This is a genomic window from Bradyrhizobium yuanmingense, from assembly GCF_029167105.1.
GTDB classification, from domain to species: domain Bacteria; phylum Pseudomonadota; class Alphaproteobacteria; order Rhizobiales; family Xanthobacteraceae; genus Bradyrhizobium; species Bradyrhizobium yuanmingense_A.
This window is the reverse complement of sequence record NZ_JARFML010000037.1, coordinates 71,368-77,874: the sequence shown is the minus strand read 5'-3', so window position 1 is coordinate 77,874 and position 6,507 is coordinate 71,368. Positions and strand designations below refer to the sequence as shown.

Here is a 6,507-nt window from a genome sequence, read left to right as displayed (position 1 = left end):
GGCTCAACCTGATCGAGGGCTTCTTCTCCAAATTTGCTCGCTCGGTGTTGCGCCACATCCGGGTGACATCAAAACACGAGCTGAAGCAACGCATCATGGCCGGCATCGACGACGTGAACCGCCATCCGGTCATCCACACCTGGTCCTATAAACTCGCCGAGGCCGCCTGATATGATTCGAACCAAGGAAACGCTCGACTAGTCCCGCTGTCGTCGCTCGGCTTCGCCGGGCGACCAGTATTCCAGAACAGCGTTGTGATACGGAGAAGCCGCGGCGTACTGGATTCCCCGCTTGCCGCCTTCGCTAAAGCTTCGGCGCCCCTGGGCTTCAACCGCGGCGAAGCCTTAGCGTAGCCGGGTCGCGGGGAATGACACCGGTGCGTGGGACCTTCTCCCACCTCTCCTTGACATTTTGACAAGCCCCCGGGGGTCTTCTCACGGCCTCTTTTTTGGGGCTAATAGGTCCGGAAAGCCGCCCCGCGTGGGCGCATTTTGCTGCTGTCGGGTCAAAAGCAGCCAAAAACAGCCATTTCCAACAAGAAAGCCCATCATGAAACGCGTCGACGCTCACGGATTGAAGATCGCACCCGTCCTGTTTGACTTCATCGCCAAGGAAGCGGCCCCGAAAACCGGGATCGCGCCGGATGCGTTCTGGGCCGGGCTTGCCGGCATCATCAAGGAGCTGGGACCGAAGAACCGCGAGCTGCTCGCATTCCGCGACAATCTGCAGGCCAAGATCGACGACTGGCACCGCGCGGGCAAGGGCAAGGCGTTCGACCTCGATGCCTACACCGCCTTCCTAAAGGAGATCGGCTATGTCGTCCCGGAGCCGGCGACGCAGAAGGTCGAGACCGCCAATGTCGACGAGGAGATCGGCAAGATCTGCGGCCCGCAGCTCGTGGTGCCGCTCACCAATGCGCGCTACGCGCTGAACGCGGCGAATGCGCGATGGGGCTCGCTCTATGATGCCTTCTACGGCACCGATGCGATCCCGCACGACCCGTCCGAGAGCGGCAAGGGCTACAACAAGGCGCGTGGCGACAAGGTGATCGCCAAGGCCAAGGCGTTCCTCGATAACGCCGTGCCGCTCGCGACCGGCAGCCACACCGACGTCACCGCCTATAGCGTCGTCGCGGGCCAGCTCGCGGTGAAGCTGAAGAGCGGCAACGCCACCGCACTGAAGAACGCCGCGCAGTTCGCGGGCTTCCAGGGCGATGCGGCCGCGCCGAGCGCCGTGCTGCTCGTCAACAACGGCCTGCATATCGAGGTCAAGGTCGACCGCAGCAGCGCGATCGGCAAGGACGATCCGGCCGGCGTCGCCGACATGATCATGGAGGCCGCGGTCTCCACCATTCTGGACATGGAGGACTCGGTCGCCGCGGTCGATGCCGAGGACAAGGTGCTGGTCTACCGCAACACGCTCGGCCTGATGAACGGCACGTTGTCGGCCGATTTCGAGAAGGGCGGCAAGACGCTGACGCGTTCGCTCAATTCCGACCGCCTCTACAAGACGCCGGACGGCAAGGGCGAGCTCAAGCTGCACGGCCGCAGCCTGCTGTTGATGCGCAATTGCGGTCACCACATGTTCACCGACGCGGTGCTCGACGAGAAGGGCGAGGAAGTTCCGGAAGGACTGTTGGACGCCGCCGTCTCGGGCCTGCTCGCGATCCACGACCTTAAGGGCAATTCCAAGGTCAAGAACAGCCGCACTGGTTCTGCCTACATCGTCAAGCCGAAGATGCACGGCCCGGACGAGGTCTCGCTGACTTGCGAGATTTTCGACCGCGTCGAGAAGATGCTCGGCCTGCCCGAGAACACGCTCAAGGTCGGCATCATGGACGAGGAGCGGCGCACCACCGTCAACCTCAAGGCCTGCATCCAGCGCGCCTCCAAGCGCATCATGTTCATCAATACCGGTTTCCTCGACCGCACCGGCGACGAGATCCACACCTCGATGGAAGCGGGCCCGATGATCCGCAAGAACGAGATGAAGGCGCAGGCCTGGATCAAGGCCTATGAGGACTGGAATGTCGACATGGGCCTGATCGATGGCCTGCCCGGCCACGCCCAGATCGGCAAGGGCATGTGGGCCGCCCCCGACAAGATGGCGGACATGCTTGCGCAGAAGCTCGGCCATCCGCAGGCCGGCGCCACCACCGCCTGGGTGCCCTCGCCGACCGCGGCGACGCTGCACGCGCTGCACTACCACCAGGTCAACGTGATCGCGCGCCAGGAGGAGCTCGCCAGGGGCGGACCGCGCGCAAAACTGTCCGACATCCTCGCCATTCCGGTGTCGAAGTCGAACTGGGCGCCTGATGACGTCAGGCAGGAGATCGACAACAATTGCCAGGGCATCCTGGGCTATGTCGTGCGCTGGATCGACCAGGGCGTCGGCTGCTCGAAGGTGCCCGACATCCACGATGTCGGCCTGATGGAAGACCGCGCCACCTTGCGCATTTCCAGCCAGCACCTTGCCAACTGGCTGCATCAGGGCGTCATCACCGAGGCGCAGGTGATGGAATCGCTTAAGCGCATGGCGGTCGTGGTCGACAAGCAGAACGCGGGTGATCCCGTCTACAAGCCGATGGCACCCGCCTTTGACGGCGTCGCCTTCAAGGCCGCCTGCGACCTCATCTTCAAGGGGCGTGAGCAGCCGAACGGCTACACCGAATACATCCTCACCGCGCGCCGCCGCGAGGCCAAGGCTCTTGGATAAAGAGGCTCTTGGATAAAGAGGCTCTTGCACAAAGGGGCGCTTGGATAAAGAGGTGCTCGGCTGAGCAAAGTCACGGGAACATCGAAAGCCCCAGCCGAACCCGGGGCTTTTTTGTTGGGCGAAACGTCGCGCTGTGTCGCGGAACAGGCTGCGTGGGCCTCGCGTTGTCGGGCCATCAACCAACGGGAGATGGTCATGGACTGGAATCGGATCGAAGGAAACTGGAAGCAGTTCAAGGGATCGGCCAAGGAGAAATGGGGCAAGCTCACTGACGACGACCTCCAGCTGATCGAGGGCCGCCGCGAGCAGCTGGAGGGCCGGTTGCAGGAGCGTTACGGCAAGGCCAAGGACCAGGTTCGTCAGGACGTCGACGACTGGCTGAAGTCGCTGCATTGAAGCGGCACGAACAGAGCCCCGGCAAAGCCGGGGCTCTTTGTTCTGAAAACAGTCGCACTCGTAGCCCGGATGGAGCGTAGCGCAATCCGGGACAGCTTCGCTTAGGCAAGACCCCGGATTTCGCTACGCTCCATCCGGGCTACGCGCCTGCCCTCGCTAGAACACCGCGAGATATTTCAGCAATGAGACAATGCCGATGATGATGACGATGACCCGCGCGATCTGCTTGGCGCGGCCGTCCATTGGCAGCATGTTGATGAGATAAAGCACGAGAATGACGACGAGAAAGGTGACGAGGACGCCGATCAGCATTGCAGGGACCCCCCTTCTGGCAAATTGTAACGATGTCCTAACGCCCGCCTCGCGCGCTGGTTCCATCAGCGCAACCTGTTGCAACTTCTGGTAAATACGTATTTTTACCGGCGATCGGGGCTGCCTGAAATTTTACCCTTTTCCTCTCAGATGCAGAAACCGTCGGACCATGAGGCGCCAACGGCATGTGATTGCCGCTGCCACAGGGCCCCTCCTTTGCGATTATTGCCGGGCGCCCTCACGAACTCGATATGGGAATTGGGGGACCTCGATGCTGAATCGTCTGACCGTATCCACGCTGCTCAAGGCAGTGATCGCGATCACGTCGGTCTGCGTGGTCGTTGCGCTCGCGCTCACCGCCTATGCCTCCTGGGATCGGCTGAGGACCGCCAGCCGGATCTCGCAGGTCGCGGATGCGTCCGCCGACCTGTTCAAGGCGATGCACAATCTGCGCACCGATCGCTCCACCACCAACAGGCTGCTGAACGCGACCACGCCGATGGATGCCGACATCGAGAAATATCTGCGCGGGATCCGGGACGCCGAGATGCCGGCGATGGCGCATGCGCTGGAGCTGCTGCCGACGATGGACTTTCCGCAGTCCGGCACGCTGGTGCCGGAGCTCGCGCGTCTCTACAAATCGGCGAGCGAACAGCAGAAGCAGTTCTGGGAGGACGTCGCCAAGCCCAAGGATCAGCGCCGCCCCACCCTGCCGAAGGAATACATGGAGACGACGCAGGGCCTGCTCGACACGCTCGACAAGCTCTCGAGCGTCCTGGCCGCGACCGTCAATCACCAGGACGCGGCGATCGATCAGCTGCTGTCGATCAAGCAGAACGCATGGCTGCTGCGCAACACCGCCGGCGAAGCTTCGCTCATCGTCTCGACCGGCCTTAACGCCGGCAAGATCACGCCCGAAGCCCACCAGTCCTACACCCGATATGTCGGCGGCACTGCCGCAATGTGGAAGGCGTTGGAATTGTCGACCTCGGGCATGCAATTGCCGCCTGCGCTCGCCTCGGCGATGGCCGCCGCGAAGTCCGCCTATTTCGACCCGCAATATCTCGCCCTGCGCGACCGGCTCGCGGACACGCTGGTGAAGGGCGATAAGGCCGAGATGACCGCCAACCAATGGAGCCCGGTCACGGTCGGTCGCCTGTCCAGCGCCGTCACGGTGGCGGAAGCCGCCCTCGACGCTGCCAAGGTCCATACGCTGGGGCAACGCGGCGCCGCGCAGCGCGCGCTGATCGTGCAGCTTGGGCTCCTGGCGCTCGCAATCGGGCTTGCCGTCGGCGCGACCATGCTGGTCAGCCGTCGTGTCATCACCCCGCTCAACACCATCCGTGACGCCATGCTCAAGGTCGCCGGCGGCGACCTTGCCATCGACAGCGGCTATCTGGACCGCAAGGACGAGATCGGCGCGCTGGCCGGCGCGCTGGAAGCCTTCAAGCAGCAGGCGACCGACAAGCTCAAGATCGAGGCGCAGGAGCGCGAGCGCAATGCGGGCGCCGCCGCCCGCCAGCGCGCGGTCGAGGCCCATGTCGGCGAGTTCGAGAGCGCCGTGCGCAAGTCGCTCGGCGCGCTGAGCGAGGCCTCCGGCGAGATGCGCAAGACCTCGGGCGACCTGTCGGCCGTCTCGCGCCAGACCAACGAACGCGTCGAAATTGCCGGGAAGGCCTCGAACGAAGCCTCCACGAGTGTCGGGAGCGTCGCGGCAGCGGCCGAGGAGCTCTCGGCCTCCATCAACGACATCAGCCAGCAGGCCGCGCATGCCGCAGGCATCGCCAGCCGCGCCGTCAACCAGGCGCGCGATACCGACGGCACCGTGCAGGGGCTGGCGCAGTCGGCGGGGCGGATCGGCGAGGTCGTCGGCCTCATCAACACCATCGCGGCGCAGACCAACCTGCTCGCGCTCAACGCCACGATCGAGGCGGCGCGGGCCGGAGACGCCGGCCGCGGCTTTGCCGTGGTCGCCTCCGAGGTGAAGTCACTCGCGAGCCAGACCGCGAAGGCGACCGAGGAGATCTCCGAGCAGATCGCCGACATCCAGAAGGTTGCGGGCGATGCCATCAACGCGATCCAGGCGATCGGCGGCATCATCGGTGAGGTCAACGAAGTTGCCACCGCCATCGCCGCGGCGGTGCAGGAGCAAGGCGCGGCCACCCAGGAGATCACCCGCAGCACGCAATACGCGGCGCAGGGCACCAAGAACGTGTCCGACAACATCACGGGCGTGAAGACCGATGCCGACACCGCAGCCGGCGCCGCGGAGAAGGTGAAGCAGGCCTCCGAGATGCTGGAGACGCAGAGCCGCCAGCTCGGTCAGCAGGTCAGCGACTTCCTGGGCAAGATCCGCGCGGCGTAGCTACGTCGGCACGACACTCCACGCGTCGCGAGGACGCCGTCGGTCGCCGAAGCTACTCCTTCGCCACCACGGGGACCTGGCGGAATCTGGCGCGCACCGATTCCGGCAGCGGCGAGAAGTTCATCGCGACACCACGGCGGTCGTTGGCGTTGCGGCTCGCGACCACGAGGCCGCCGGGTCCGGCGACGATGTCGCCCTTGCGCAGGGTGGGGTCTTCCTCGACCTTGACCGATGCGAGCCCGACCGGATCCTTGCCGTTGCAGGTACAGCCCGCAACGATCTCGTTGCGAAAGCGGAACGCGTTGGGCAGGTCGGAATAGGACTTTCCGTTCTCCGTGGTGGCGTCGTCGATAATGCTGCCGTAGACCAGCGAGGTTTCCGAGGCCGGGCAGAAGCTCTTGCAGGATTGTGCCTTGCTCTCGGCATCGCTGCCCTGCGCCGGGAAATAGCGGCCGTCACAGCCGCGCACGCAATAGGCAGTGCCGCCGCCGTAGTAGGCCCGCTGACGTGACCCATCGTAGCGCGGCCCCTCGTCATTCGGGAACGGCATGCGGATCTCGGGCGGTGGCCGCATCCGGAAGCCGCCGAACAATGCCGAGAAGAAATCCTCCGCATGGGCCGACGGCGCCGATGCGAGACCAGCGGAGATCGCGATCAGGATCGCCGTTCCGCCAGCCCATTTGCCAATCAGGCGTCTGCTCATATGACCTCGCTCACGC

Annotated in this window: 5 protein-coding genes; 3 read left to right on the top strand and 2 right to left on the bottom strand. The window is 64.4% G+C overall.

What is annotated here, in order from left to right; genetic code table 11:
* The first annotated feature begins 549 nt into the window (after positions 1-549).
* Both P0R31_RS33580 and P0R31_RS33575 read left to right on the top strand, forming a co-directional pair.
* Positions 550-2,715: a malate synthase G gene (locus P0R31_RS33580; protein ID WP_275518947.1), complete on the top strand. Its 2,166-nt coding sequence runs from the start codon at positions 550-552 to the stop codon at positions 2,713-2,715.
* A 195-nt stretch (positions 2,716-2,910) separates the two neighbouring features.
* Entirely contained in the window at positions 2,911-3,111 is a 201-nt protein-coding gene (locus P0R31_RS33575) for a CsbD family protein (RefSeq protein ID WP_008546815.1), read from the top strand.
* A 156-nt stretch (positions 3,112-3,267) separates the two neighbouring features.
* On the opposite strand, the gene P0R31_RS33570 is transcribed toward P0R31_RS33575, so the two are convergent.
* A complete protein-coding gene (locus P0R31_RS33570; protein ID WP_018646636.1) occupies positions 3,268-3,423 on the bottom strand; it encodes a Thivi_2564 family membrane protein in 156 nt (51 codons plus the stop codon).
* Between the two features lie 271 nt (positions 3,424-3,694).
* On the opposite strand from P0R31_RS33570, the gene P0R31_RS33565 reads away from it, so the two are divergent.
* Positions 3,695-5,788, top strand: coding sequence for a methyl-accepting chemotaxis protein (locus tag P0R31_RS33565; protein ID WP_275518944.1), 2,094 nt, complete (start codon positions 3,695-3,697; stop codon positions 5,786-5,788).
* Positions 5,789-5,840: 52 nt separating this feature from the next.
* Here the strand turns inward: P0R31_RS33565 and P0R31_RS33560 are convergent, their stop codons facing one another.
* On the bottom strand, positions 5,841-6,491 hold the full coding sequence (locus P0R31_RS33560) for a DUF2865 domain-containing protein (RefSeq protein WP_275518942.1): 651 nt from the start codon (positions 6,489-6,491) through the stop codon (positions 5,841-5,843).
* Positions 6,492-6,507: the final 16 nt, after the last annotated feature.